Here is a 25,581-nt window from a genome sequence, read left to right on the forward strand (position 1 = left end):
GCCCGAGACATACCACGCGTTCTGATGATTCCGGAAGATTCCCCCGATGGACAGGCGTGGGTCCGTCTGGCAAGCTCGCGCGCCCATGGCCGGATCCCTCCCCATTCGCAGACCCCTCTACCCCGAAATCGAGCCCTTCCGCACCGGGCGCCTGCGCGTCTCCGACGTGCACGAGCTTTATTTCGAGGAGTCCGGCAATCCCACCGGAAAACCCGTCGTCTTCCTGCACGGCGGGCCCGGCGGCGGCAGCGACGCGAAGCAGCGGCGGTTCTTCGATCCGGCCCATTACCGCATCGTCCTCTTCGACCAGCGCGGCTGCGGCAAGAGCACGCCCCACGCGTCGCTCGACGACAATACGACCTGGCACCTGGTCTCGGACATCGAGCGGCTGCGCGAGCACCTCGGGATCGAGCGCTGGCAGGTCTTCGGCGGCTCGTGGGGCTCGACGCTCGCCCTCGCCTACGCGGAGAAGCACCCCGAGCGCGTCACGGAGCTCGTGCTCCGGGGGATCTTCCTTTTGCGCAAGTGGGAGATCGACTGGTTTTACCAGGACACCGGCGCGGGCGCGTTTTTCCCCGACGCCTGGGAGGTGTACCTCGCCGCGATCCCCGAGGCGGAGCGGGGGGATCTCGTGGCCGCGTATCATCGGCGCCTCACGAGCGACGATCCGGCCGTGCGGCAAGCCGCGGCGCGCGCGTGGAGCGTGTGGGAGGGCAGCACGAGCTTCCTCTTCCAGAACCACGATTACATCGCGCGCTGCGCGGGCGACACGTTCGCCGACGCATTCGCCCGTATCGAATGCCATTACTTCGTGAACCGCGGGTTCTTCGAGCACGACGGGCAGCTCCTCACGGACGTGGGCCGCATTCGCCACATCCCCACCGTCCTCGTGCAGGGGCGCTACGACGTGGTTTGTCCCGCGAAGAGCGCGTGGGATCTGCACCGCGCCTTTCCCGAGGCAAACCTTCGTCTCGTGCCCGACGCGGGGCACTCGGCGTTCGAGCCTGGAATCATCCACGAGCTCGTCACGGCGACGGACGGTTTTCGCAGCAAGAAGTGAGCGTGCCCGGCGATTGACGGAAAGCCGCGAGCCTGGTTGGATGGAAAGGCCATGAAGCGAAAGGCCCCCCGGAGAGCGCTGGCCATGACGGTCGAGACGCTGTTCGAAGCGGCCGCGTCTTCCGGTGCCCCGGGCGAGGCGACGAACGAGGACGTGCTGCTCGTGTCGGGGCACGTGTACGGCGTGTTCGACGGGGGGCGGAGCGGGACGATCGCGAGCGAGGTGTTCGGCGAGCGGACACGCGCGCCGCTCGCGGAGCTGTGTCAGGAGGCGAATCGGCGCATCGGCGCGGCGCGGGCCCAGGGCGGGGCGCAAACGGGCAGCGCGGCGGCCGTGGTGCGGATGGCGAAGGACACGTTCGAGTGGGTGATGGTCGGCCGGAGCCAGGTCGTCGTGGTCCGGGCGGATGGCTCGTTCGAGCGCCTCGCGCCCGAGGACGCGCACGTGCTCTCCGGCGAGCCTTCGGCCGAGGCGTTCATGCGCGCGGGGGAGCGCAAGCTCGCGGGCGTGCGGCATCTGCTTCTGTTCACGGACGGGTTGCTCGCGTCCGGCGCGGACGAGGCCATGGAGGACCTCGTGCGCCGTTTCCTCGACGGAGGCCTCGGGGCGGTGCGGCAGGCGGCGAACGAGGCGGACGTCGCCGCGGTGGCGATTTCGTTGTTGCCGCCGAACCCGGTGGCGCGAAAGCGTATCTCGATGTACCCGCGCCGGATCCTCACGGGAGGCGCGAAGCGGAGCTCGGGCGTGCCTTCGCGGAGGCGGCGGAGCCGGTTTCCCTGAGTTTTGTTAGGGCTTCTTGGCCAGATGGTCGGCGAGGTCCTGCGTGAGCGCGACCATCGTCAGGGTCGGGTTCCACGACCCGCTGACCGGCCAGAGGCTGCCGCCCGTCACGTACACGTTTTCGACGCCGTTGAGCTTGTAGTTCAGGTCCACCACGCCCTCCTTGCCTTTGCCGATCCACATGGTGGAGCCCTCGTGGACGAGGCCGGGCACGCGGCGCTCCGTGATGCTGGGCCGCTCCTTCGTCCATTCGCCCTTGTTGGGATCGCCGTGCCAGTACTCGATCCCCTTGTTCTTTGCACCCGGGGGAAACAGCGCGCCTTCGAGGAGCTGGAACGTCCCCTCATCCATCGTGTTCCACGTCTCCCGGTCCGTGTCGTTGGCCAGCACCTGCAAGGTCACGTTCGTGGTGGGATCCGACTCGCCATTGGGACGGAAGAAGTTCTGCGGGTTGTTGCCGTCGATCTCGCCCAGCACGGCGCATACGAAGACCAGGTGATCCTGCGATGTCGCGAGCTGCGCCTGCGACGCCGTCGCCACGACGTCCGGCATGTAGCGCGCTGCCTTTTCGGCGTATTGCTCCGGGTTCTTGTCGGAGAGCACCGAGAGCTGAATATGGTACTGCATCTTGCTCTTCGGGTTCTCTCCCGCGACGTAGATCGCCGCGAGCTCGAGCTGCTCGAGCTTGTCGCCGAAGGCGTAGGCGTTCCGGGGGATACGCGCGATCACCGAGGTGATGAAGTGCGAGGTGAAGCGCGTGCCTGCCTTCTCGACCTGCGGGAACGAATTGAGCACCAGCGTCGTCGCCGGAAGCGTCCCCATGGCCAGGATCACCTTCGCGTGGCCCACATTCACGACCCCGCGGGAGGTCTCGAGCGCGGTGGCGTGGTGCTCCGTTTGCCCATCTTTGATGAAATTCTGCTGGAGAATCCGGTTGACCACGCAGTCGGTCGCGATGTGCAGCGGGCTGCCTTCGCCCTTCGCGGCGAGCCTCGCCTGACGGTCGATCAGGTTGAGCAGCGGCGCAGGCGTCGAGAATTTCGCGAAGTCGAGGCCCTCTTGCACGCCGGCCCCGACCGCCAACGGCGCCGCCATGAAGCGCGTCAACGACGAGACCTTGCGCCGGTTCTCCTTCAGCATCTTCTGCAGCTCTTGTTGCAACTTGGAGTAGACCGGGCGGCTCTGGGCGACCTTCTGCTTGAGCTTGGGTTCGTCGAGATTCTTGTCGATCTCGTCGGCGGGGACGACGTTGAGCAGCTTCTCGGCCTCTCCGAAGTATTCGTTTGCCGTTCGAATGACCTCCTCCGGCCAGCCCGCCATTTCCTCGCGCGTGGGGCGGGGGCACCACGCGCTCCACAGGGTGCTGCGACCGCCGAAGAAGGGCACCATTCCGTGCTGAAACTGGATGTTGCCCGGGGGCTGGTTCACGGTATTGGCCGACAGGGTCCAGGGGAAGGTCTCGGAGAGACCTCCCAGGGTGCGCTGGTAGGAGATGGGCAGGTTCTGGAAGTGCTGCGGGAGGAAAAACGAGCCGCGCTCGATGATCAGGATCTTCGCGTGGGGGTTCTTGCTGAGCGTGCGCTCGGCGAACGCCAGCGCGCAGAAGCCGCTGCCGATGATGATGTAATCGAACGTCTCCTCCTCGCGCGCCCGCTTCCAGCCCGTCTCGGAGAGGAAAAAAACGTGATTCATCACCTGCTGCCCGCTGGGAGTCTGCGGGCCGGGTGTCGGGTATCCATAATTGAAATTGGGAGATGACGAAGCAGCGCTCATGGCTTCTCCACCTTTCGTTCGAAAATAGGACGGTCGCCCCCTGGAGCTCGGTCATCCGAGCCCACGCTCGGCCCCGCGACTTCGCCGACGCAAGATTCGTTCGTCGGGTGCTCGGGGTGCGAGCGTACGAACCATGCAACGTCAGGCACCTTCCCACGTCAAGGCTTTTGATCGCGCTTGCTTCGCGAAATCAGCGCGATCTCCACAGCGTGTGTCGTGGACGTTTCTCGCGCGGCTCGGCAAGCGCACGCAATCTCGCGCGCTGCGATCCGGGAGCAAGGGAGATGGGAGGGGAGGAGCCAGGGGCCCTGGGAAGGGCCCCCGAGGGCGATTACTTCATCAGGCTGACGAGCGTCGCGGCCATGTCGGCCGGGGTCGGGGCGACCTTCACGCCGGCGTCTTCGAGCGCAGCGATTTTCTCGTCTGCCGTGCCCTTGCCGCCCGAGATGATGGCGCCCGCGTGGCCCATGCGCTTGCCGGGAGGCGCGGCGCGCCCCGCGATCAGCGCCGCCACGGGCTTCTTCATGTTCGCCTTGATCCACGCCGCGGCCTTCTGCTCCGCGCCGCCGCCGATCTCGCCGATCATGATCACGCCGTGCGTGTCCGGGTCCTCATTGAAGAGCTCGAGCACGTCGATGAAGTCCATGCCCGCGACCGGGTCGCCGCCGATACCCACGCACGACGACTGGCCAATGCCCAGCGCCGTGAGCTGACCGACCGCCTCGTACGTGAGCGTGCCCGACTTCGACAGAACGCCGATATGGCCCTTCTTGTGGATATGCCCCGGCATGATGCCGATCTTGCATTCCTCGGGCGTGATGATGCCGGGGCAGTTCGGCCCGATGAGGCGCGTCGGCTTGCCTTCGAGGTACCGGCGCACCTTCACCATGTCGAGCACCGGAATGCCCTCCGTGATGCAGATGACGAGCCGACAGCCGGCGTCCGCGGCCTCGACGATCGCGTCGGCAGCGCCCACGGGCGGGACGAAGATGCAGGAGACGTCGGCGCCCTCTTTCTTCACGGCTTCTTCCACCGTGTCGAACATCGGGACCTTGTCCTCGAATCGCTGGCCGCCGCGGCCGGGCGTGACGCCGGCGACGATCTTCGTGCCGTACGCGAGGCAGGCGCGGGCGTGCTGCGAGCCGTACTCCCCGGTGATGCCTTGGATGACGACCCGCGTGTCCTTGTTGACGAGAATGCTCATCGCAACTGGTTCCTTTTCGTGACGAAAATCATCCCCGGCATCAGGCCGCGGCGCCCGGTTTTACCGCGGCGACGATCTTTTGCGCGCCGTCGCCCATGGAAGAAGCGCTCTCGATTTTCAGGCCACTCTCGTCGAGGATCTTGCGACCCGCCTCGACGTTCGTGCCTTCGAGCCGCACCACGAGCGGCACCGACAAACCGAGCTCCTTCGTCGCTGCGACGATACCCGCCGCGACCACGTCGCAGCGCATGATGCCGCCGAAGATGTTGACGAAGACGCCCTTCACCTTGTCGGAGCGAAGGATCATCTGGAACGCCTTCTTCACCTGCTCCTGCGTGGCGCCGCCGCCGACGTCGAGGAAGTTCGCGGGCTTGCCGCCGTAGTGCAGGATGATGTCCATCGTGCCCATCGCGAGGCCCGCGCCGTTCACGAGACAGCCGATGTCGCCGTCGAGCGAGACGTACGAGATGCCCACCTGCTTCGCCTCGAGCTCGACCGGATCCTCCTCGTCCGCGTCGCGCAGATTCGCCCACTCGGGGTGGCGGATCTCGGCGTTGTCGTCGAACGTCATCTTGCCGTCGAGCGCGACGATGTCGCCCTTCTTCGTCACGACGAGCGGGTTCACCTCGACGAGCGAGCAGTCCTCGGCGAGGAAGCACTTGTAGAGGCCGTCGAGCAGCTTCGTGAACTGCCGCATCTGCTCCTTCGCCCCGAGCCCGAGCGCGAACGCGAGCTTGCGGGCCTGGTAGGGGGCGAGGCCGATCACGGGGTCGACGTGCAGCGTGTGGATCTTCTCGGGCGTGTCGTGGGCGACCTGCTCGATGTCCATGCCGCCCTCCCGCGAGGCCATCACGGCGATGCGGCGGCGGTCGCGGTCGAGCGTGAGCGCGAGGTAGATCTCGCGGTCGATGTCGAGGCCCTGCTCGATGTAGAGCCTGCGGACCTTCTGCCCGGCGGGGCCCGTCTGCACCGTGATGAGCTGCATGCCGAGGATTTTCTCGGCGAGCGCGCGTGCTTCGGCGACGCCGCCCTTTGCGACCTTCACGCCGCCGCCTTTGCCGCGGCCGCCTGCGTGGATCTGGGCTTTCACGACGACCACCGGGATCCCGGTCGCCTCGATCAGGCGCTGCGCCGCGGCTTCCGCCTCCGCCACGGAGAAGGCAGGCTCACCCTTCGGCACGGGGATCCCGTAGCGTGCGAAGATTTGCTTGGCTTGATACTCGTGGATTTTCATGCGAGGGCGGGCAAGGTATCACACGCATGAGTCCAGCATGGGATCGAATTTGAAAAGGTTGACCGTGGTTGCCGTGATGTCCCTCACGGCATCGAGCTGCGGCGGTCCAACGGAGTTCCCAAAAGGGGCGAACGCGACGGGCGTGCCGAGCCCAACGCCGAGCGCGCCCCCGGCGGAGCTCGTTCCCACGGCAAAAACGGCCGCTCCTTCCGCGAGCGCGAGCGCGAGCGCGGAGCTGATGTCCGCGGCGCCGGCGAGCGAGGCGAAAGTGAAGTCGCCTTGCCCGGAGGGCATGGCGTTCGTCGACACGACGTATTGCCCCGACGTCGAGCTCGAGTGCTTGAAAAAAGAGCACAACAAGCCGAACAAGATCATCATCTGCCACGAGTTCGCCGAGCAGGCGCAGAAGTGCAAGACGGAGCTCCGGCGCCAGCGATACTGCATCGACAAATACGAGTACCCGAACCAAGCGGGCGCGCACCCGCCGGTCATGGTCGACTGGTACGACTCGCTGCAGATGTGCCAGGAGCAGGGAAAACGCCTCTGCTGGGAGAGCGAGTGGGTCGCGGCCTGTGAAGGGCCGAAAAAGACGCCATTTCCTTATGGCTACAAGCGCGACCCCAAAACCTGCAACATCGACAACCCCTGGTACCAACCCGTCCTCAAGAACATTTATTCGCGCGAGGCCTGGCTCCAGGATCAGGAGCTCTTTCGGCTCGACCAGAGCGTGTCGAGCGGCGAGATGCCCGGCTGCGCGAGCGGGTTCGACGTCCACGATCAAACCGGAAACGTGGACGAGTGGGTCAACGCGGAGAAGAACTACGAAAAGTCGAAGTGGGCCGGGCTGAAAGGCGGCGCCTGGGGCCACGTGCGGAACGCCTGCCGGCCCATGACCGTCAGCCACGAGCCGGAGTTCACCTATTACTTCGTCTCCTTCCGTTGCTGCGCCGACGCCACGCCCGACCCTGCCGCTGACGCCGATCCGACGCTCTGGCGCCCGCCCCCCCAGCCCACGCCGAAGAAACACGGCGCGTACTCCAAGGGCTGGACGCCGAAGACGCGCGCCCCCCACCAGCCCTCGCCGCCGAAGCCTTAGCCGGGCCCAACGTCGACCGAGCAGTTTTTCCCCGCGGTTTGCCCCTCCCGCCGGGGGAGCGGGCGGGGTGAGGGAATCGAGCACAATTACGAGCTTCTTCGCCTCTTCCATCCACGCCCGGACCCGCCGTATCGTTCGGTCAAACGTACCCCTCCGGCGGAGGCTCCCCCCGCATGGTCCCCGAGTTTCCCGGCTGCACCATCATCGCAACCCTCGCTGAGGACGCGCGCTTCGCTCTGCACCGCGGCCAGCTCGAGGACGGTACGCCCGTGCTCGTCGAGACGGCCCGAGCCCGCGCCCGCGGGGAAGAACGCGCGCGCATCCGCCGCGCCCACGCCATCGCCAAGGACCTCGGCGAGACCATCGTCCCGCGCACGCTCGGCCTCGTCGAGCACGGCGACGTGTTCGCGCTGCTCCGCGCCGACCCCGGCGGATGCACGCTCGCCGAGCTGCTCACCTTGCGCCGGCTGCGCATCGAGACCGCGCTGGAGATCTCGATCGCGCTCGGGCGGGCGCTCTCCACGCTGGCGGCGCACGGCATCGTCCACCGCGACATCGCGCCGAAGAACGTCCTCTTCCGCGAGGACGACGGCGCCGTCTGGCTCCTCCACTTCACCTCGGCCGCGCGCGTCGGCGAGGAGTCGCTGCGCACGCCGAACCCGCAAGCGCCCGAGGGCACGCTCGCGTACATGCCGCCCGAGCAGACGGGCCGCACGAACCGCCCGGTCGACCACCGCGCCGACCTCTACGGGCTCGGCGCCGTGCTCTACGAGATGCTCACGGGCTCGCCGCCCTTCACCACGCAGGACCCGGTCACGCTCGTGCACGCGCACCTCGCGCGCACGCCGAAGCCGCCCCACGAGCTCGAACCGAACGTGCCGCCGGCCGTGTCGCGCCTCGTGCTCAAGCTGCTCGCGAAGGGCGCCGACGATCGGTACCAGAGCGCGCGCGGGCTCGTGGCCGACCTCGAAACGTGCCTCACGCGGCTGCGCAAATCGGGCCGCATCGATCCCTTCCCGCTCGGCGGCCAGGACCGGCCGACGATGCTGGCGTCAGCGGTCCGTCTCTACGGCCGCGACGCGGAGCGCGAGGCGTTCGCCTCGGCGATCGAGCGAGCGCGGCGCGGCGGGCGGGAGCTCTTCGCCATCCAGGGCGCCCCCGGGATGGGCAAGACCGCGCTCGTCCTCGACGCGGCCGCGCGTATCGGCCCCGACGACGCCTACATCGTCACGGGCAAGTTCGATCCGATCGGGCAAGGCCTGCCGTTCTCGGGCTTTGGCCATGCGCTCGGTGAGCTCGTGCGCGCGGCGCTCGCCGAGAGCGAGTCCGAGCTTGCGCGCATCCGCAGCGAGATCGACGTCGCGCTCGGGCCGAACGCCGAGCTCGTCACGCGCGTGGTCCCCGAGGTCGGCCTGCTCTTCGGGCCTGCGGAGGCCGCGCCGGACCTCGGCCCGATCGAGTCGCAGAACCGCTTCGCGCTCGTCGTGCAGCGCTTCCTGTCGGTGTTCACGCGGCGCCGGCCGGTGCTGCTCTTCCTCGACGATCTCCAGTGGGCCGACCCCGCCTCGCTCAAGCTCCTGCGCGACCTGCTCTCGGATCCGCAGTCGAGTTACCTGCTCGTCGTCGTGGCGTTCCGCGGCCGCGAGGAGGGCGACGGGTTCCGGGCCGTCGGGCGCGTGATCGACGAGGTCGAGTGGCAAGGCGTGCCCGTCTCGAAGGTCGAGCTCCGGCCGCTGCGCCCGTCGGACGTGCGCGCGCTCGTCGCGGGGCTGCTCGGCTGCGACCTCGCGGACGTGGAGTCGCTCGGCGTGCTCCTCTGGAGCAAGACGAGCGGCAATCCGCTCTTCATCCGGCAGCTCCTCGGCACGCTCGTGCGCGAGGGCCTCGTCGAGGTCGAGCCCGCGACGGGCACGGTGATCTCGGACGAGGCGCGGATCGAGGAGACGGTCACCGACGACATCGTGACGCTCCTGCTCGACAAGATCGGCGACCTCTCGCCCGCGGCGCAGCGGACGCTCGAGCTCGCGTCGGTCTTCGGGCACGAGTTCCAGATCGACGCGCTCGTGGCGCTCGCCGACAGGCCGGAGACCGAGGTGCGCGCGGACCTCGCCGCGGCGCTGAGCGAAGGGCTCGTGCTCCCCGTGCGCGTGCGGCCTTCGACGTCGCGCGGCTCGGGCAAGTCGACCCCGCCCCGTCCGATCGCGCCGCGCGCGTTCCGGTTCTCGCACGACAAGGTGCAGCAGGCGGCCTACTCGCTCTTGCGCCCGGAGGAGGTGCCCGCGCTGCACCTCGCGATCGGGCGGCGGCTGCGCGACGAGATCGGCATGGAGGGCGAAGGGCTCTTCGAGCTGCTCTTGCACATGAGCCGCGGCATCGCGGTGATGAACGATCCGACCGAGCGGCTGGAGGTCGCGCGGCTCGCGCTCGACGGCGGGCAACAGGCGAAGGGCGCGGCCGCGTACGAGGCGGCGATCGGCTACCTCGCGACGGGCATGGAGCTGCTCGGCGAGCGCGGCTGGGAGGAGCAAACGTTCCTCACGTTCGCGCTCACGCGGGACCGCGCGGCGTGCGCCTACCTGACGGGCCAGTTCCACGAGGCCGAGCAGCTCTTCGCGCTCCTCCTCTCGCATGCGAACTCGGCCCTCGATCGCGCGGGCGTGCACGACCTCTTGGTGGTGCTCTACGTGACGCAGGGCAGGTTCGTGGACGCGGTGCGCGTGGGCCGCGAGGCCCTCGCGCTGCTCGGCGAGGCGCTGCCGGACGAGGCGGACCTCGAAGCGGCGCTCGCGAAGGAGCAAGCCGAGCTCGTGGTCGAGCTCGAAGCCCGCTCGATCGATTCGATCACCTCGGCCCCGCCGCTCGACGACGTGCGGAAGCGCGCGACCTTGCGCACGTGGATGCACCTCGTGTCGGCGGCGTACGGCTCCTCGCCGTCGCTCATGTTTTTCGTGTGCGCGCGGATGGTGCGCGCGACGCTCGCGTGGGGGCCGACGGAGCTCTCGGCGTACGGCTTCTCCGCGTACGGCATGAGCCTCGTCGCGCAGCGGCGGTACGAAGAGGCGTACCGGATGGGCGAGATCGCGCTGCGCCTGCACGACCGGCTGCCGAGCCCGAACATCGCCTGCAAGGTCTACCTGAACCACGGGGTGACCTTGCATCCGTTCCGCCGCCCGCTCGCGGCGTGCCTGCCCTTCCTCGAACGTGCGCAGCGCGAAGGGCTCGCGACGGGCGACTTCTCGTTCCTGTCGTACGCGTGTTTCTCGACGACGATCGTGCGGCTCGGGATCGGCGAGGACCTCGCCGTCGTCGAGCAGGAGGCCGAGGGCTTCCTCACGCTGATGCAGAAGACGCGGGACGCGGCGTCGGAGGCGTACCTGCGGATCACCTACCAGCTCATCCGTTGCCTGCGCGGCCGGACGCGGGGTCGGATCTCGCTCTCGGATCGCGAGTTCGACGAGGTGTCGTTCGTCGCCTCGCTGGTCGAGAAAAAGCTCCAGTTCATCGCGTGCCGCTACCACGCGGCGCGGCTCGAGCTCGGCCTGCTCTTCCACGACCTCGATCTCGCGGAGAAGGCGGCCGCGGAGGCCGAGGCGCTCTTGCCCACGGTCATCGCGCAGTACTTCGCGACGGAGGTCCACTTCCACGGCGCGCTCGTCGCGGCGGCGCTGCTCCACGCGGGCACGCCTGCGGATCAGGCGCGCCGGAGGGCGGACCTCGATCGGCGCGAGGCCGAGCTCGTCGCCCTCGCCCGGAGCTGCCCCGAGACGTACCAGCACCGGCTCGACCTCGTCCGCGCGGAGCGCGCGCGCGCGGAGGGGCTCGACGCCGAGGCGATCGACCTCTTCGAGACCGCGATCACGGGCGCGTGCGAGCACGGCTTGATCAAGGACGAGGCGCTCGCGAGCGAGCGCGCGGCCGTGCATCACATCCACCGGGGCCGAAAGCGCCTCGCGCGCGCCTACGTGCTCGACGCGCGCAAGGCCTACCTGCGCTGGGGCGCGCGCGCGAAGGTGGAGAACATCGCGGCGCGGTACGAGGACCTCTGGGAGAACGAGACGCCGCCCTGGGACATGCCGGCGAACTCGAGCCCCGGCGAGCGTTCGTTCGCGACGCTCGACACGGCCACGGTGATCCGCGCGGCGCAGGCGATCGCGGGCGAGATCCTCCTCGAACGTGTGCTCTTGCGCGTCGTGCGCGCGGTGATCGAGAGCGCGGGCGCGGACCGGGGGATGCTGCTCATCGAGCGGAGCGGCCGCCTCTGGGTCGAGGCGACGATGGTGGTGGATCCGGAGCGGCTGACGGCGGGCCCGAGCGTGCTCGCGGAGGAGACAGAGGAGCTGCCGCTCTCGGTGGTGGAGTACGTGCGGCGCACGCGCGAGCCGCTCTTGCTCGGCGACGCGCGCTCGGATCGTCGCTTCGCGAAGGATCGGTACATGGTGGCGCGCGCGCCGCGCTCGATCCTGTGCACGCCGATGCTGCACAAGGGCCGGCTCGTGGGGATCATCTACCTGGAGCACGCGCTCGCGACGGAGGCGTTCGTGCCGGCGCGGCTCGTGCTGGTGGACTTCCTGGCCTCGCAAGCGGCCGCCGCGGTGGAGAGCGCGTTGCTCTACACGGAGGTGCAGCGCGTGACGGAGGAGCTGCTGCGCACGAACGAGGGCCTCGAAGAGGAGGTCGCGCGGCGGACGCGGGAGTCGAACGAGACGGCGGAGCAGCTCCGGGTCGAGCTCGAACAACGCATGCTCGCGGAGCTCGAGCGCGAGTCGCTGCAAGCGCACATCATCGAGGTGCAGCGCGAGCGCCTGGCGGAGCTGTCGACGCCGATCATCCCGATCACGGACGACGTGGTGGTGATGCCGCTCATCGGGGCGATGGACCGGGCGCGCTCGGAAGAGGTGATGGGCGCGGCGCTGCGCGGCGCGTCAGAGCGGAGCGCGCGCGCGGTGATCCTGGACGTGACGGGCGTGAAGGGCGGCGACATCTACATCGCGGAGGCGCTCGTCCGAACGGCGGCGGCGCTGAAGCTGCTCGGGACGCAGGCGATCCTGACGGGCGTGCGCGCGGACGTGGCGCGGTCGCTCGTGGGCAGCTCGGCGGAGCTTCAGGGGATCGTGACGAAGGGGAGCTTGCAGGCGGGGATCGCGTTTGCGATGGGGGCGCGGAAGCGCGGCTAGGTCGAAGCTCAAAACACCAAAAACCGCGGAAACCAGAGCTTCGTGAACGCGGCCAGCACCCCGAGGCCGACGATCGTGAGGAACGTACCCGGGACGATCATGTCCCGCGCCGTGAACTCGCCCCGCCCGGCAGGGTCCACGCTGAACCCGTACGCCATCGCGTTCGGCGGCGTGCTCACCGGCAGCGGCATCGAGAGCGTGCACGCGAACGCCGCGACGAGCAGCAGGGGCGCCGAGGGCACGCCTTCGAGCCCGACCACCACGGGCGCGAGCAGGTTGACCGCGGCCGTGTTGCTCATGACCGACGAGACCACCACCGCGAAGACCGCCACGACGCCCATCACGACGAAGGGCGGCAGCCCCGTGGTCGGGAGCCTTTGTGTCGCCCACGCGGCGAGCCCCGATTGCTCGACGGCCGCGCCGAGCGCGAGCCCGCCGCCGATGAGGAGGATCACGTCCCACGGCAGGGCGCGCAGGTCCGGCGCGCGCAGGAGGTGCGTGCCGAAGAAGACCACGACCGGCAGGAGCGCGACCGTGCCCGAGCTGATCGAGAGCGCGCCGCCGAAGATCCAGCCCGCCACCGTCAACACGAACACGCCGAGCACGAGCGCCTGCGGACGTCCGAACGGACGTGGCGGCTCGTCGTCGAGCGAGATCGCCTTCACGCCGCTCGGGTAACGACGCCCGAGGTACACGAGCAGGACGAGCTGCAGCACCACCTGCAGCGGCACGGCGAGCGCCATCCACACCGCGAAGCTCGGCGCCTCGGCGCCGAGGTAGCGGATCACGATCGCGTTGGGCGGCGAGCTGATCGGCGTGGCGAGGCCGCCGAGGTTCGCCGAGAACGCGATGCCGAGCAGGAGCGCCTTGCGGAACCCGTCGCCCGGCGGGACCCGCGCGAGCATCGACGCCGCTGGGCCGAGCATCAGCGCGCACGCGGCCGTGTTGCTCATCCACACGCCGATCACGCTCGTCGCGATCATCATGGCGAGCAGCACGCGCTGCGGGGACGTGCCTGCGCGGCGGAGCAGCGCGCGCGAAATGCGCCGGTCGAGCTGGGTGCGCTCGATGGCGACGCTGAGCACGAAGCCGCCGAGGAAGAGGAGCGTCACGTCCGAGAAAAACGCGTTCAGGAAGAGCGTCGGGCCGTGGTGCGCGGGGTCGAGGGCGGGCGAGAGCCAGACGAGCTCGAGCGCGAGGATGACGAGGCTCGTGACGAAGAGCGGCACGGCCTCGGTGAGCCAGAGCGTGGCCGCGACCGCGACGATCCCGAGCGTGATCTCGGCCGGCCGCGTGAGCCCGAGCGGCACGCAGAGCCAGCCGCGGTGCGTCACGAAGGCCGCGACGACCGCCAACGTGACTCCGAGGATTGCGCGCGGATCGAGCCGCAACACGAGGGGCGCGAGGCTCGATTCCTTCGCCGGCTCAGGCGACATGGCCTGCTTATAGCCCGAGGGTCGGCCTCGACGCACGCGCCGTTGCCCTTTGCGCAGCGTGAGAATCAGCGCATTCTCTCGCCCTCGTGACCGACGCCCGCCCCGCCCACGACGCCCGGATCTGGCTCTACGCGTTCGGCTATTTCGCCTGCTATTGGCCCTACAGCGCGCTCACCAAGCTCGCGTCGCAGGGCCGGATCCCAGGCATGACGCGCGCCGTCTCGGGCTTCGAGCTCTTGCCCGTCACCACGATCGCCTCGCTCGTGGGCATGCTCGTCTTCCTCTCGTGGCGTGGCCTCTTTCGGTACGCGACGCATCGCACCGTGCTCGGCCGCGTGATCCCCGTCCCCACGCGCTGGACCTTCCTTTCGGGCGTGGCCACGGCGGTCATCATCGCGACGACCACGCTCGCGTACACCTTCGACGGCGTATCGATCGTCCTCATGATGCTCCTCATGCGCGGCGGCGTGCTCGTCCTCGCGCCGTTCGTCGACGCGTGGAGCGGGCGCCGCGTCCGCATGGTCTCGTGGATCGCGCTCGGGCTCAGCCTCGCCTCGCTCGCCGTGACGCTCGCCGATGGGGCGAGGTACGACATGACGTGGGTGGCCTCGGTCGACGTCGCCGCATACCTCGCCAGTTATTTCGTGCGGCTGCGCTTCATGAGCCATCTGGCGAAATCGGAGGACCCGCGCGACACATATCGATATTTCGTCGAAGAGCAAATGGTCGCGACGCCGGCGGTGGTGTTTTTGCTGGTGGTGGGCGCGGTGATCGGAAAGGGTGCGGCGCTCGAAGAGCTGCGGGCCGGGTTCCTCTCGCTCGGGGGGACGGGCGCGCTGCTGCCGGCGATCGCCATTGGCTTGCTCTCGCAGGGCACGGGTGTCTTCGGCGCGCTCATTCTGCTCGATGGGCGCGAAAATGCGTTTTGCGTGCCGGTGAACCGCGCGTCGAGCGTGCTCGCCGGGGTGCTCGCCTCGGCCACGCTCGCGCTCCTCGGGCTCGGCCAGGCCACGCCGATGAGCGAGGTCGCGGGGGCTGGGCTCGTGCTTTCGGCGATCGTGGTGCTGGCTTGGCCGACGTTGGCCGCGCGGCGGCGTGCAGGGCAGGCGTCCACGGCGCGGCCTGCGGGCTGATGTGGCGCGGTCGCTCGTGGGAAGCTCGTCCTTCCGAGGATGTGCTCAGCAGGAGCGCAAGCCGCGTCGCGTGTGCCGTTGCGCCAGCGATCAGGGCCACCGGCGCAAGAAGATCATGTGTGCAATGGCGCGCTGGCCCTGAGCAGGGGTCTCCTCTCGAAGGCGCCTCGCCGGGCAACGCTCCGGCGCGGTGAGGGTCGGCAAAAGGGGCCGACCCCGGACAGACAACGTCTGCCCACCTCGTGCTTTGTCTTGCCCGACCCGTTCGTCTTCCTGATAGATAGGCCACAGCTCATCGCAGGAGGGGTTCCAGATGAGACGAGGGGGTCTTCTCGTCGCGGCGCTCGTCGTCGCGGCGCCGGGCGTCGTGTTGCCTGGGTGTTTGTGGTCGTTTGGGGAGGACGAAGGGCAGGGGCGGTTTTGCGCCGCGCTGCTGCGGCTCTTTCGGCTTGGGCTTCTGTTCCTCGGCGCGATTTGCGTCTCGGCATGGCTTCTCGCATGCGGCGCGACACGCGCGCATACGCAGACGTGGGCGCAGGCGACGCCGAGCGGAAAGCGCTTGTTCCGTATATGCCGGCGCCATCCCCAGGTCGATCCGAATGCGCGTTATTGGTACGATCGCGGGGACGGAACACCTCGAACGACGTCCCTGCCGCTCGACGCGCTTTCCATAAGAGGCACAAGAACTTTCAGGAGGGAAAGACCAAGCCCGCCGGGACGCGCAATGGGCAATCGTTGTCCACGGGGAGCGGTGGGGGAGCGAGCCCGCCGCAGCCCGCGCCGAAGACGAAGGTCCGGACCAAGACGCGGACCTTCGGGAAGCCAAACGGCGCTGCGGCGGGAGAGGCGTCACCCGGGAACACGGGCGCGGCGACGAACGAGAGGCGCGTGCCGAATCCGAATGGTAGGAACGGCGGGGAGGCGCATCAAGACAAGGTGCGGGAGGTCATGCAGGATATCAAGAATCGCGGCCTCACGCCGAAGAAAGAACATCACGTCAAAACCCCGGGCGGCCACAAGGAAAACCGCTACGTGGACGTCGCTGGGCTTGACAAGAAAACGGGGCAGCCCGTGGAATACCACCAGGTCGGGAAGCAAAGGAAGGACGGGCAGCCCGTGGAACGTGAACGAAAGGCGCTTGACGACGTGGAACGCGCGAAGAGGCGGCGCCCGACGTTCCACCCCTACAACAAGGACAAGTGAGGAGCATCATGGGACATCAATCAGCCTTCTACCTCACGCCAACGGACAAGGCGGAGCTTGAGCAGCGGCTTCGGGAGAAGACGGACTTCATCATCCTTCTCGATGAGTCCCCCACGGCGTCGCCGCGTGTCGTGGACTCGCTGAACTTCTCCGAGCCCGACAACCCGTGGTTGAGCAAGTACCTCGCGCGGCCCGAGGACCTCGACAAGGTCGTGACGGATTACGTGAAAACGCAGGGCTATTGGACCGTGGAGGACCTTTTTTCGCCCGTGCTCGAGTTCAGCGGCTGCTTCTTCGACGGGAAGATCCTGCGGGAGGGGCGCGTGTATTACGTCGACGGGTTTTATGGTCCGGACGGCGGGTGGGTGGAGAAGAGCGAGGCGTTCCGGAAGTGGGCGAGGATGGTGCATACGACCCTCAAGAAATCGTTGAAGCGGCGTGATTCGAGGTATGTCGAGTACATCGGCGCGGACGCGCAGGCGTGGGTCGATGCAGGCGGGCAGCTCGTCGACTGAAGTGGGCAACGCGTCACGGGTAGCGGACGGCCTGTAGGCCTGAGCCCCAGCGCATCCTCGGGCCGGAGAGGCGCGCCGGTCGTCCGCTGCGCCCATCGCAACGACGGCGGAAAACCCTCCACGACCACTGCCGCAGCGGTAACGTTCGCAGGAACCGCGCTTCGCGCTCGCGGGAGGCGCAGGCCTCGGGGTTTTCGCCGGACGATCCGTTCGAGTATTCGCTCACGTCGTCGGAGCTGCCGTGGGTCGAGGTGCCCGATGTGTCGGGCGCGGCGGGGGCGTTCGAGCCGGGGAAGGATCCTTATGCGGCGTATGCGGATGCCGTGATTGAAGCGCTGTCGCAGGATGTACAGGGCGGCAAGGTGATCCTGCGCGGGGACTTCGTGACGAACGTGCGGGCGTGGCGGTCGAACACGGCGGCGATCGAGAAGGCGCTGGCCGCGCGGGTGAGTGTTTCGCAGGCGGAGACGAGCGCGTTCTTGCAGGCGCAGATTCGCGTCACGGAGTACGTGCGGCAGTACATGGATGCGTCGGATTGGTTCCTGGATTCGCCGATCCCGCCGGATGTCCGGGCGCAGGTGGACGGGGTTCTGAAGAATGCTTTCGCCGACATGGCGGAGCAGATGAAGGAGAGCCTCAATGTGTGGGAGGCGATCGCGCTCGGGCCGGAGCAGGGCTCCTTCATGGAGACGGTGCGGGCATTTGCCGGGGCGATGTCGTTCGTCGGGGAAGGGGCGGCGGCGTATGCGGAGGTGATGCAGACGCTGGTGCACGCGTCGTCGCGCATTGCGATCGGATTCGTGCCGTATGCGGGGCCGGCGCTCGATCTCTGCGAGGCGGTGACGGGGAAGCTCTTGTGTTTGCCCGGGGGGAAGGATCTGTCCTCAGAGGAGCGGATTTTCTCGGGGGTCGGGTTCGGGTTTGGGAAGATCACGAAGGCTTGGGCGGGGATCAAGGCGGCCGGGGTCAAGCCGGGGGCGAAGATCGTCGCGGCGGGGATTGTCGGGTATACAGATGAGTTCCTCGAGGCCTTGCGGGGGGGCTCGGAGGGAGTCGTATAAGGATCTTCGCGGCGTGATGGAAAGCGCCAAGACGGTCGGCGACACGTTCGAGCAGAAGGCGGGGGTCTACCTGATCAAGCAGGAGGGACGGCAGATGCTTGGCGTGGGCGATCCGGCCGTACGGAGGGTGCTCGGCTTGCCGAAGCCCAACGGAGCGCCCCGGGGGGCGGCCGTCGCGCCGGACTACCTCACGGTGACGAAGGAGAACATGTTGGCGGTGAGCGAGGTGAAGAGCGGCGGCGTGGAGGGCGGTAAGGTCGTCGAGCAGTTGACGAACGCGATGAAGAAGCTGAAGGAGAAGAACCTCCACGGCGACGTCGCGCACCTTGAACTCATCATGAGCAAGGGAGCGACGATGAGCAACGCGTATGAGGTCGTCGGTGACACCCTCATGAAGGTGACCGAGGAAGGCAAGGAAGTGGTGCGCATCGAGGGCCACGTGATTCGGGTGATCCAGCTATGAGCGACGACCACCTGGAGAACGATGACCCGCACATCCGCGCGATGCGGGAAATGTTCCGCGCGATTGGCGGACCCGTCCTGTGCAACAGCGAGGACGCTCCGCATTTCTATGCGTGGTGCGCGCCGGAGGACCGGGCCGATGCCTTCGTGGCGGCCTTGGCCGTGCTCGATGAGAGGGACCCGCCTTATTGCGTTGAGCTCGGCGCATTCCGTAAGGAGGCGACGCGCCACGACCTCCCGCTTGAGGACGTGCGGCTGCTCGCGCGGGCGCATCTCAGCAAGGAGACAGCGTTCATCCGGGGTTTCGCGGGCGTCACCCTCCGGTCAGGGGAGTGGCTCGACGAATGGTTCGAAAGTCGCGGGGAGGCGGCGAAGGTTTCTTGGTCCGAGGACCCGATCGAACTGTCTGTGTATGATGCGTCGTACTTCTTCCCCATCAAAGAGGACCTCGTCCTTGGCGCGGGGCCGCACGCGGCGATGGTCGAAGCGGCGGCCATCGCGATCCACACGCAAGGGGACGTGGAGCATATCCTCCTCGGCCTCTGCGGCCCGAACGCAGGGCTCGTGACGACGGGCGCGTGTGCCTTGTCGTCGCCCTGGGGGGCGCACCTGGAGTGCAATGCGACGTATCACGCTGACGCCGCGGCCGTCGCGCGTGACCTCGCCCTCTCGTGGATTCACCTCCACGACGGAGACAAGATGGCGCTCCTCGTTGGCCTTTCCCTCGACGAACTCACCGCGCGCGTCTTCGCCGCGCCCGAAGACGCGCACGTCGGAATCGCGACCTCGCTTGAAGGCGTGCAGCAGCACGGCGCGGAGGACCACGAGGCGAGAGGAGAAGACTTTCCCAGGCAACCGCCCTTCTCCCCGTTCGCACGCAAGGGCGTGCGACCGATCCGACCTGGCGACGAGCAGCTTTCCCGCGAGCAGGTCTTACGGGCACTCGCGACGCCGCCGAATGCGCTACTCGACGCCCTCGAAGCATCTGCGGCAGCCTTGTGCGATGACGAATGGCGCGCGGCCGAGCCGCTGGCTCGCCAGGCCATCGAAATGCGGCTTTCGGGAGGGCCGACGTACGAACTCCTGCACACGGTCGAACACCGGCGCCTGATCGAGCAGCACGCCCCGTACCGTGTCCACAGGCTCCCGACGGGAGGCGTCCTCCTCGCGACGCATCCCTTCCGCACGCTTTGGCCCCTCTGGGCCGACGCGCTCGCGCTCCTTGGAATTCGGCCGAGAGGCGGAGGCTGAGACCCCTCAGCCAAGACGGCGGCGCTGACGGTTCAACGGGCAACGTCCCCGGAGCTAGCGCCCGCCCCGCGGAGCATTTCCGGACCTCACCCACCGCAACCCTCCCTCTCCCCATGGTGGAGAGGGAGGGGATTTCCGCTCGTTCCAGTGCTCCTCCCCCCCTCTCCGCCGCGCGGAGAGGGGGAAGGGGGATCGACGGGCGACATGCCGTGGTGCAGTCTGCGCCGATGTCAAAGGGCACGCGTGGTGACTTCGCCGACGATCCGGACAGCGTCTTTGTCGACGTTCCCCCGGGCCCCGCGTGGATCACGCTGGCCGATGTGCTGATCGCCGGCGGCGCGGCCGTCGGAACCTTCTTCGCGGCGAAGCACTTCGGGGCAAGCGGACTCCTCGCCACGGTGCTGGCCGCTTTGGCGGTTCCCCTGGCGGGCTTCAAGCTCTCGTGGTTTGCCCATCAGCGCAGGATTCCGCGGCTCACCGTCGAGGCGTTCGACGCGGCGCGCCGCGCGGGCTCGTTGGCGCTCGCGGAGTTCCGCCGAGCCAACCCGGAGCACGCGCAGGTCGACTGGTCGTTGGTCGCCTCGTCGTCCGAGGGAAACGTCATCCATTGCATGGGACAGCGCGAAGGGGCTGACCCCATGGCCCGCGGCATCGTCGGCTTCTATCTCGTCGCCGCCGACGGGGCGATCCGCGAGGTCGCCGATCCCCATCCACGCGGCCGCTACGCGCAGCGCATCGTGCGATCCGAGTGCGTGAATGCCCGCGCTTGAGCGACTCGTTGCGTAGGAGGGACCGACCCGTAGGGCAATGAGCTGTCACCCAGGCTCCCGGTCTACCCTGTTACCCAGGTAGCCAGTCTGTACCGGACGACGAGCCCCCCGTGGCATGGCCCCTGCGGATGGCCGCGCCTGGGAGGAGAATGATGATCCGACGTACCCACGTAGCACACGCCGCGACCCTCCTTGCTCTGGCTTCCTTCCCTGCTTGCGGCGGCAAGGGCGAAGGCACGGGCGGCCCGCCATCGCCGAGCCCCTCGGGCCCCTCGGAGGGCGGCGGCGAGCGCGACGCCGTGTCCGTCCGCGCGACCGACCGCTGGATCGAAGAAAACGCCACCGTCGAGGCCCCCCGAGACCTGAGCAAAACCCGCATCGAGGCCCTCGTCCCCATGGGCGGCGGGCAGTGGCGGACTTTCGAAGGCACGGCCAAGGCGGATGGCTCGGTCGTCATCCCCGGTGTCCCCGAGGGTCCGTATGTCCTCCACGTGGACGACTTCGAATATATCTACACCTCGGCCAGGCTCGTCGACCTCGGCGCCGCAATCGCCGGGCGCAAGGATGCCCCGCGCGCGACGGTTCCGACCAAGCTCGCCCTGGACATCACGAACCTCGATCCTTGGCAGGCCCCTGATGACCTCCAATTGTTCGTCCCGAACAGCGGTGCAGGGCAGAGGATGTTCGGCTCGGGCACGGGCGCCGAGAACTGGCCTGCGGTTGGCGACACCACGCTCGAGAGGTTCACCGTGAACTGGGCGGGTTTCGCCTACAGCAGCCTCATCGACGCGGGCAAGGGGGATGTCCTCACGGTCTCCCAGCTCTCGCAGCAGACGGGCGCTTCCGGCGTGCCTTACGCCATCGTCACGCGATTCGCGAGCTTCGACGACATCACGCAGACCGACGGGAGCACCGTCTCGAAGAGCGGCGCGTTCACCAGTGTCCCGTCGAACCTGAGCGCCTCGCTCGATGTACATACGACGAAATTCGCGAGCCACGTCGCAGCGGTGAACCCCAAGGCCGTCGACCAAGGTACCTTCGTCGAGCTCCGCACGCAGCCCGGCAACTCGCTCGCCCCCATCGGCTCTTCGGCGACGCTTCTTCTCCTCGGCCTCGCTGCCGGAACCGCCGACGTGAATCTGGGCGCGCTCCCGTATGGAAACCCGTATCCCGCGGCCTGGGGGAGCTCCGTGTTCGTCTCCCACTATGGCCTGGTGGAGTATACGGCGCCCGGCGTGGCGACCCCGTGGAGCGACTACGGTGTCATCATGTTCAGCCGTGATGTCGCGAGCGTCCATGCGGGGGGGCCCATCGAGCCGCCTTTGAGCCCGGTCCAGGACCTCGAGGTCAACGGGAAAAGCGCATTCAGCGATCAGACGGGCGTCACCCGGACACCACGCTTGAGCTGGAAGGCGCCGGCCGTCGGGACACCGACGCACTACACGATCGTGGTCTCGAAACCCACCGGGAACGCGATCGGGTCGATTGTCGCGATGCTGCACACGAAGGACACGAAGATTGATCTCCCGCCGCGCATCCTCGAGGGCGCGAGCGCCTTCTATGTCCGTGTCCAGGCCTATACGTCGGCTGTCGACATCACGACCCACCCGTACGGATACCCCGCAGACTTCGCGCGGGCAGATGTCTTGTCGAACATCCTCATACCCTGACGCCACACGGGGGAGCTCTCGTACGGGGTCGCCGACCTCTCGAACGAGGTAGCCGACCTCTCGAACGAGGTAGCCGACCTCTCCTACGTGGACGCCGATCTCTCGTCGGAGGTCCTTGGACCTCTCGCACGAGGTAGCCGACCTCTCGTACGGGGTTGCCGATCTCTCGCACGAGGTAGCCGACCTCTCGAACGAGGTAGCCGACCTCTCGAACGAGGTAGCCGACCTCTCGAACGAGGTAGCCGACCTCTGGTCGGAGGTCGTTGGACCTCTCATCGGAGGTCGTTGGACCTCCGACCAGAGGTCTACTCCTGCGGAATCACGAGCGGCTCGCAGCAGAAGACGCTCGGATCCATGGCGACCGCCTCCCCGATCGCCTCGCCGCCCGTCGCCACGCAGGCCCCCGGCTCCTCCGCCAGCCACACCGCGGAGATCGATCCGAGGGCCAGCGGCATGGACGTGTCGTAGCAGACCGGGGCGTTCAGGCCGACGGCCGCGTTCTGAAAGATAGGCATGGGAGCGCCCGCGCAGCTCGCGTCCTGGAACGCGCTCACCGACGCAATGCAAATCCCGTCGGCGGGCGGTGCACACGTGCACGCAGTGCATTCACGCGTATCCGAGAGCCCCGCGTAAAACACATGTCGCTCCGGAAACTCCGCCGGGCACGTCTGCGTCTCGCTCTCCTCCGCTCCCTTGGGGTAACGGAGACATTGCCGGAATTCGCTCGGAAGCTTCTCGATCCCACGCACGCATGCGGCCCCCGCACACGCGGGCGGACTCTCCTCTTCTGCCGCACAAGCCCGCGCGGTCACCGCCCACTGGGCCGGCCATGCCGTGGCAAACTGCGGTGTCGGCAGGGGATCCTCGACGACCTCGCAGCCCGCCGTGCCCACGGCGCCGACGTGCACCGAGCTGAACGTCCCGGGCCCGAGCGGCGGGCCCGCGAGGCACTCGCCTTCCCACGACGGGGACGGCTCGACCGCGCCGACGACCTCCCCACCACACGCGTCCCCCGCCGTCGCGGTCACCGAAGGCAAGACACACGAGGGCTCGGAGCATCGGCACGGCGCGCACGTCGGAGGCGCCGTGAGCCCTGCATACCCGTTGAAGACCGGCTTGGGCGCCTGCTTCGGGCACGCCGGCTCCTTGCCCTCGGGGCCCACCCATAAAGCGACGATCGTCTTCTCGAACGAAAGCGAAATCTCCTCGCAGCCCCCCATGCAAAGGGACTGCGGCTTCCCTTTCTCTTCCAGATGGCACGGGTCGGGTTTTCCCTTGGAATCGAAGTGGCCGATGTCCGGGTTGTCGCAGGAGTAAACCACGTCCTCGGTTTCCTCTTCGCAGCCGAGGACGAACGTCGACATCGAGAGCAAAACGAGCGCAAAACGTAGAGTCTTCATTCCAGGGGATCCTTCACTGCATACTGCATGATGTCGTAAATGATCTGCACCGAGAGGACGCCGAACACAGGAAGAGGCGGGCCCCATATCTGGTCGAACCTCGCGTCCACGCGGAGCGTGGGTTTGGCGATGGTGTACCCACCTTCGGCCAGGACACGAAAGGCGAGCTTGGGCGCGAACCGCCAGAAAAACTCGGCGCCGAGCAGCCCCGCCCCGGTCCTTCCCTTGGACTCCAGGGGGCCGCTCGGCGTCTCGTTCCAGCCGTACCAGTCGCCGACCCGCGCGCCGGCAAAGACCCCGAAAAACGCCCAGGGGCGGACGCCGATGTGCGTGAAGATGGAGACGTCGTATCCACGCATCGGCGCGCGGAAGCGCTCCTCGGGGACCACCGCCACGGCGAACGTCGTGCCGACGTCCCACAGCCACATCGGGCTCCGAATGCTCAGATTCACCATGCCCCCCGCGTGGTAGAGGCTGGGGACAGGGCCGCCGATCTGCGCGAGCGGACCGGCGCCGATGGCGAACGACTTGAAACCTCGCGGGGGGGAGGATGAGGATGCGGATGCGGAGGGGGCCGGTGGCGGGGTTGGTCCGGGAGGGGCGCCGGGGGTCGCGTTCGCGGCGGAAGAAGCCAGGGCCCCGAGAAAGAAGGCTCCTCCTACGCCCAAGGCCAGACGTCGACAAACCCGCATCCTCCGGCCTTACCTGGGGTTTTTCCGGGGGTCAAGGGAAGTTTGTCCCGTTCCTCAGCGCGCTATCGGTCATCCGGAGCGGCGACGTCGAGCGGCCCCGACCTATCGACGCCCGTCATTCGCGCAGCGCGCGGCGTTTGGTGCAAATCAGGGCAAACGCGGCCGCGCAATCGCGGCGCGCGTATCGCGCACAACCCGGACGTTGCGGGACGTCCGGGCTGTGGTGCCGATGTCCCTTTACCGTCCCCTGGTTTTGTGCCCTACCGCCGCCGCCACGCCCCGCCGATCGCCTCTGCAATCGCGGCCGCCAGCGTGCTCTTCGTGGTCGTCCCTCGCATCTCCACCCCGAGGTCGACCAACGTCCGCGCCACTGCCGGCCCGATCCCCGAGAGGATCACCTTCGTGCCGAGCAGGCGCGCCGCCTGCGCCGCCGAGATCAGCGCGTTGGCCGCTGACGCGTCCACGGAAGGCACCCCCGTGATGTCGAGGATCGCCGTCGTCGCCTGGTGCGCCTGGATCCCTTCGAGCAGCGCTTCGAGGATCTGCTGCGCGCGCGCGTCGCCGATCGAGCCGACGAGCGGCATCGCGATGACGCCCTCCGCGATCGGCACGAGCGGCGTCGAGAGCTCGCGGATCAGCGCGTCCTGCGAGGCGATCACCTTCGCTTCGAGCTCCGCCCGCTCCACCTCCGCCCGCTGGTCCTCCGAGAGATCCCGGATGATCGCAGCGAGCCCGAGCACCCCCTCGGGGCCGGCGCGCACCACGTAGCAGTCCACCTGCGCCGGCAACGCCGCGCCGTCCGCGCCGCGCAGCGTGAGCGTCCCTCGGTACGTGCTGCCGTCGATGAGCGCCGCGTAGAGCACGTCGCGCACCGACGCGTCGGCCGGCCGGATCGCGTCGACGAGCGGCGTGCCGAGCACCCCCGCGCCGTCGCCGAGCAGCCGGTGGTAGGCGTCGTTCACGTACGTCACGTCGCCCTCGGGGCTCGCGAGCACGAAGGCGTCCGCCGCGTGCTCCGCCAGCGCCGCGAAGATGCGCAGCTCGTCGCTCGTCCTGCGGAGATCGGCCGAGCGGAGCGCCACGTCTTGCTCGAGCCCCAGGCGCGCCTCCACGCGCGCGGTGATGTCGAAGTTCGTTCCCACGAACCCGAGGAGCGTCCCCTCCGGGCTCTTCATCGGCACGATGGTGCCCTGTACCCAGCGCGTCGTGCCGTCGGGTCGGAGGACGCGGTGGTCCGCCACGAAGGGCATGCCGCTCGTCCGCGAGAGGACGAGGTTCTCCTCGACCGCCGCGATGTCGTCCGGATGGAAGGTCTTCTGCCAGCCTTGGCCGAGCCCCTCGTCCCCAGGGAGGCCCATGATCTTGCGCCAAGCGTCGTTCACGTAGACGCACTGGCCCGTGCCGTCGTCCTGGAACATGCCCACGTGCGCGTGCTCGACCATCGCCCGAAACCGCGCGAGCTCTGCGCGGAGCGATTCGACCTCGCGTTCCTTCTCGGCGAGGGCTCGTTCGAGCGCCGCGACGCGCTCCTCGCTGCTGCCGTCGGCCTCGGTCGCCACGCGCTCATCGTAGGCCGTCTTCCCCGCGATGTCCCCGTGCATCCGCAGCGTCAACCGTCCGGCATGGCGCGGCGCGTCCGAGGTGCGTCACCAAAAATTGGGCCCGGC

The 25,581-nt window shown here is 68.3% G+C and carries 20 protein-coding genes; 12 read left to right on the forward strand and 8 right to left on the reverse strand.

Going from position 1 to position 25,581, the window contains the following annotated elements; genetic code table 11:
* The first annotated feature begins 85 nt into the window (after window positions 1–85).
* Window positions 86–1,060 carry a prolyl aminopeptidase gene (gene pip, locus QHF89_RS14640; protein WP_136966821.1) on the forward strand — a complete coding sequence of 325 codons (975 nt, stop codon included), beginning with the start codon at window positions 86–88 and terminating at the stop codon, window positions 1,058–1,060.
* A 51-nt stretch (window positions 1,061–1,111) separates the two neighbouring features.
* The gene (locus tag QHF89_RS14645; RefSeq protein ID WP_136966822.1) at window positions 1,112–1,840 is read left to right on the forward strand and encodes a PP2C family serine/threonine-protein phosphatase; all 729 of its coding nucleotides are present in this window, start codon (window positions 1,112–1,114) and stop codon (window positions 1,838–1,840) included.
* A gap of 6 nt (window positions 1,841–1,846) precedes the next feature.
* Here the strand turns inward: QHF89_RS14645 and QHF89_RS14650 are convergent, their stop codons facing one another.
* From QHF89_RS14650 to QHF89_RS14665, 4 genes are all read right to left on the reverse strand, one after another.
* On the reverse strand, window positions 1,847–3,613 hold the full coding sequence (locus tag QHF89_RS14650; RefSeq protein ID WP_136966823.1) for a GMC oxidoreductase: 1,767 nt from the start codon (window positions 3,611–3,613) through the stop codon (window positions 1,847–1,849).
* A 331-nt stretch (window positions 3,614–3,944) separates the two neighbouring features.
* Window positions 3,945–4,817, reverse strand: coding sequence for a succinate--CoA ligase subunit alpha (gene sucD, locus QHF89_RS14655; RefSeq protein ID WP_136928728.1), 873 nt, complete (start codon window positions 4,815–4,817; stop codon window positions 3,945–3,947).
* Between the two features lie 40 nt (window positions 4,818–4,857).
* Window positions 4,858–6,051, reverse strand: coding sequence for an ADP-forming succinate--CoA ligase subunit beta (sucC, locus tag QHF89_RS14660; RefSeq protein WP_136966824.1), 1,194 nt, complete (start codon window positions 6,049–6,051; stop codon window positions 4,858–4,860).
* Between the two features lie 18 nt (window positions 6,052–6,069).
* Window positions 6,070–6,345, reverse strand: coding sequence for a hypothetical protein (locus QHF89_RS14665; protein ID WP_284720490.1), 276 nt, complete (start codon window positions 6,343–6,345; stop codon window positions 6,070–6,072).
* Here QHF89_RS14665 and QHF89_RS14670 point away from each other — a divergent pair.
* The gene (locus QHF89_RS14670) at window positions 6,320–7,147 is read left to right on the forward strand and encodes a formylglycine-generating enzyme family protein (protein WP_284720491.1); all 828 of its coding nucleotides are present in this window, start codon (window positions 6,320–6,322) and stop codon (window positions 7,145–7,147) included. The genes QHF89_RS14665 and QHF89_RS14670 overlap by 26 nt on opposite strands.
* A gap of 173 nt (window positions 7,148–7,320) precedes the next feature.
* A complete protein-coding gene (locus tag QHF89_RS14675) occupies window positions 7,321–12,321 on the forward strand; it encodes an AAA family ATPase (RefSeq protein ID WP_136966826.1) in 5,001 nt (1,666 codons plus the stop codon).
* 8 nt (window positions 12,322–12,329) lie between these two features.
* Here QHF89_RS14675 and QHF89_RS14680 read toward each other — a convergent pair whose 3' ends face one another.
* The gene (locus QHF89_RS14680) at window positions 12,330–13,757 is read right to left on the reverse strand and encodes an SLC13 family permease (protein WP_136966827.1); all 1,428 of its coding nucleotides are present in this window, start codon (window positions 13,755–13,757) and stop codon (window positions 12,330–12,332) included.
* A gap of 86 nt (window positions 13,758–13,843) precedes the next feature.
* On the opposite strand from QHF89_RS14680, the gene QHF89_RS14685 reads away from it, so the two are divergent.
* The 8 genes from QHF89_RS14685 (at window position 13,844) to QHF89_RS14720 (ending at window position 21,822) form a co-directional block, all read left to right on the forward strand.
* The gene (locus tag QHF89_RS14685; RefSeq protein ID WP_136966828.1) at window positions 13,844–14,890 is read left to right on the forward strand and encodes a hypothetical protein; all 1,047 of its coding nucleotides are present in this window, start codon (window positions 13,844–13,846) and stop codon (window positions 14,888–14,890) included.
* A gap of 888 nt (window positions 14,891–15,778) precedes the next feature.
* Entirely contained in the window at window positions 15,779–16,093 is a 315-nt protein-coding gene (locus tag QHF89_RS14690; RefSeq protein WP_136966829.1) for a hypothetical protein, read from the forward strand.
* Window positions 16,094–16,101: 8 nt separating this feature from the next.
* Window positions 16,102–16,608 carry a hypothetical protein gene (locus tag QHF89_RS14695; RefSeq protein ID WP_136966830.1) on the forward strand — a complete coding sequence of 169 codons (507 nt, stop codon included), beginning with the start codon at window positions 16,102–16,104 and terminating at the stop codon, window positions 16,606–16,608.
* A 251-nt stretch (window positions 16,609–16,859) separates the two neighbouring features.
* Window positions 16,860–17,669 (forward strand): hypothetical protein, encoded by an 810-nt coding sequence (locus QHF89_RS14700; RefSeq protein WP_136966831.1) that lies wholly within the window; start codon window positions 16,860–16,862, stop codon window positions 17,667–17,669.
* A 16-nt stretch (window positions 17,670–17,685) separates the two neighbouring features.
* Window positions 17,686–18,132 (forward strand): hypothetical protein, encoded by a 447-nt coding sequence (locus tag QHF89_RS14705; protein ID WP_136966832.1) that lies wholly within the window; start codon window positions 17,686–17,688, stop codon window positions 18,130–18,132.
* Complete coding sequence (locus tag QHF89_RS14710) at window positions 18,129–19,382, forward strand: hypothetical protein (RefSeq protein ID WP_136966833.1); 1,254 nt, start codon at window positions 18,129–18,131, stop codon at window positions 19,380–19,382. Before QHF89_RS14705 ends, QHF89_RS14710 begins: the two co-directional genes overlap by 4 nt.
* Window positions 19,383–19,609: 227 nt before the next feature.
* Window positions 19,610–20,152 carry a hypothetical protein gene (locus QHF89_RS14715; RefSeq protein ID WP_136966834.1) on the forward strand — a complete coding sequence of 181 codons (543 nt, stop codon included), beginning with the start codon at window positions 19,610–19,612 and terminating at the stop codon, window positions 20,150–20,152.
* Window positions 20,153–20,301: 149 nt separating this feature from the next.
* Entirely contained in the window at window positions 20,302–21,822 is a 1,521-nt protein-coding gene (locus QHF89_RS14720) for a hypothetical protein (protein WP_136966835.1), read from the forward strand.
* Window positions 21,823–22,127: 305 nt separating this feature from the next.
* Here QHF89_RS14720 and QHF89_RS14725 read toward each other — a convergent pair whose 3' ends face one another.
* From QHF89_RS14725 to QHF89_RS14735, 3 genes are all read right to left on the reverse strand, one after another.
* On the reverse strand, window positions 22,128–23,222 hold the full coding sequence (locus QHF89_RS14725) for a hypothetical protein (protein WP_136966836.1): 1,095 nt from the start codon (window positions 23,220–23,222) through the stop codon (window positions 22,128–22,130).
* The gene (locus tag QHF89_RS14730; RefSeq protein ID WP_136966837.1) at window positions 23,219–23,677 is read right to left on the reverse strand and encodes a hypothetical protein; all 459 of its coding nucleotides are present in this window, start codon (window positions 23,675–23,677) and stop codon (window positions 23,219–23,221) included. The genes QHF89_RS14725 and QHF89_RS14730 overlap by 4 nt, the downstream gene beginning before the upstream one ends.
* Before the next feature lie 497 nt (window positions 23,678–24,174).
* Window positions 24,175–25,515, reverse strand: coding sequence for a PAS domain S-box protein (locus tag QHF89_RS14735; protein ID WP_136966838.1), 1,341 nt, complete (start codon window positions 25,513–25,515; stop codon window positions 24,175–24,177).
* Window positions 25,516–25,581: the final 66 nt, after the last annotated feature.

It is taken from the genome of Polyangium sorediatum, assembly GCF_029946465.1.
Classification (GTDB): Bacteria; Myxococcota_A; Polyangia; order Polyangiales; family Polyangiaceae; genus Polyangium; species Polyangium fumosum.